Annotated in this window: 1 protein-coding gene; it reads left to right on the top strand. The window is 40.1% G+C overall.

Annotated elements, in window-relative coordinates; genetic code table 11:
• Positions 1 to 768: IS3 family transposase (locus LLW17_RS18820; protein ID WP_228231838.1), on the top strand; the 768-nt coding region annotated here is incomplete at its 5' end.
• Positions 769 to 794 lie beyond the last annotated feature (26 nt).

The raw sequence follows: 794 nt of genomic DNA, 5'->3' as shown, positions 1-794 counted from the left end.
TATAAACCCTTACCTAAGGATGATACCCCTATAGAGAAAGCTCTCAGGAAAAAGGCGCAACAGCATTCAGAGGAAGGGTTTTGGAAAGCCTATTGGCGAATCCGTAATGAGGGAAAGCCTTGGAACCACAAGCGGGTACATCGCGTATATGTATCTTTAGGTCTTCCTTTAAGGAGAAAATCTAAAAAACGTCTGCCGCCGCGTATAGAGGAGCCTTTGGAGGTTCCTGAAGAATTAAACGATACCTGGAGTATTGATTTTGTAAGTGATGTCCTTGAAAATAAGAGGCGTTTTAGATCTTTTAATGTGATTGATGATTTTAACCGGGAGGCACTGCATATTGAAGTAGACTTTTCTTTAACCAGTAATCGGGTAGTCTGGGTACTCAATCACCTGATCAACCGCCGGGGAAAACCTAGCAGAATCAGAATGGATAACGGTCCAGAGTTCATAGCACACCTTACGGCTGAATGGAGTAAAATGCATGGTATTGATTTTAAATACATACAACCGGGCAAACCTACACAAAATGCTTTTGTAGAACGTTTTAATGGTTCCTACCGCAGAGGAGTCCTTAATAAATATATTTTTGAAAATATTGATCAGGTAAGGGCCCAAACTCAAATATGGATGGACGATTACAATAACTATCGCCCTCATGATTCACTGGGTAAAATATCACCGGTGCAATACGCAAAGCTTCATTCTATTGGGGCTAGCCCCAATAGAATGAAAAACAATAATTTTAAACAAGTTTTGGAAAATTAAGCAGTTCTAATCTAGGGAAGCTTACA

Source organism: Leeuwenhoekiella parthenopeia, assembly GCF_020782115.1.
Classification (GTDB): Bacteria; Bacteroidota; Bacteroidia; order Flavobacteriales; family Flavobacteriaceae; genus Leeuwenhoekiella; species Leeuwenhoekiella parthenopeia.
This window is presented reverse-complemented; position numbering and strand designations above follow the sequence as displayed.